The organism is Alcanivorax sp. HI0083 (genome assembly GCF_001635175.1).
Genome location: NZ_LWFX01001101.1, coordinates 1 through 779, shown reverse-complemented (window position 1 = coordinate 779; position 779 = coordinate 1). Strand labels below are relative to the sequence as shown.

General features: G+C 55.5%; 2 protein-coding genes. Both read right to left on the bottom strand.

The window, feature by feature from the left end:
* The coding region (locus A3754_RS15045) for an FKBP-type peptidyl-prolyl cis-trans isomerase N-terminal domain-containing protein (RefSeq protein WP_197468674.1) at positions 1 to 344 on the bottom strand (344 nt) is incomplete at its 3' end.
* A 22-nt stretch (positions 345 to 366) separates the two neighbouring features.
* The gene (locus A3754_RS15040) at positions 367 to 708 is read right to left on the bottom strand and encodes a DUF4124 domain-containing protein (RefSeq protein ID WP_063519661.1); all 342 of its coding nucleotides are present in this window, start codon (positions 706 to 708) and stop codon (positions 367 to 369) included.
* Between the last annotated feature and the right edge of the window lie 71 nt (positions 709 to 779).

The window sequence follows — 779 nt, the reverse complement described above, 5'->3', positions numbered from 1 at the left end:
CGTTCAGCATTGTCCGCCAGGAATTTTTCGCTGGCTTCCAGGTTCTTGCCAGCTTCTTCTTCAACCTTTTTCTGCTGGGCGGCCATCATACGGCCCTGGAAATCACGGATCAGCTGATCCAGATCTTCATCACCCAGACGGGACTCGCCCTTCTCGTCGAAGCCATCACGCAGGCCTGCAACCATGGCATCCAGATCCAGGTTTTCCAGGCTGCGCATCTGCTCGGCACTGCGGAAACCCAGTGCATAGGACGCCTTCTGGTCATCCGTTTTCACTTCTGCGTTGTCCTGACCACAAGCGGCCAGCAAGACCGTTCCTGCCAGCACGATTCCCAATTTCTTCATTCTGCCTCCAATTGGCCAACTGTTATTGTTTCTGTTGTGTCTCTTCCAGCCCCTTGCCACCGCGCATCTCTTCCGCGCTGATGGTGTCCGGAGCTTTTACCGTAATGGGTTCCGCCGATACACCCGGCGGCGGAATCTGGCCATACTGCCAGTTTCCATCGGGGTCACGCCAGCGATACAGCTCCGTGTCCCCCTTTTTTTCCAGCCAGGGAGACAGGCTCCCGTCAAACAGCTTTTCCGGCTGTTGCCAGTTCTGTTCCACATGCTGCCAGTTTAGCAATGGCTTGCCACCACCCAGCGGCACAATAAACAAGGCCGCCAGCACTGCCAGCAGCAGCACCACAATAATGAGCAAAAAACGCATAACGCCGGATTCCCCTGTAGAGCCCCTTCACGGGATCGAGTTCCCCATGGGAGCAAAATAACATCACAATT

What these genes read in the sequence shown, in the direction of transcription:
- A3754_RS15040 (WP_063519661.1), bottom strand. Translation starts at nt 708, where the DNA reads ATGCGTTTTTTGCTCATTATTGTGGTGCTGCTGCTGGCAGTGCTGGCG.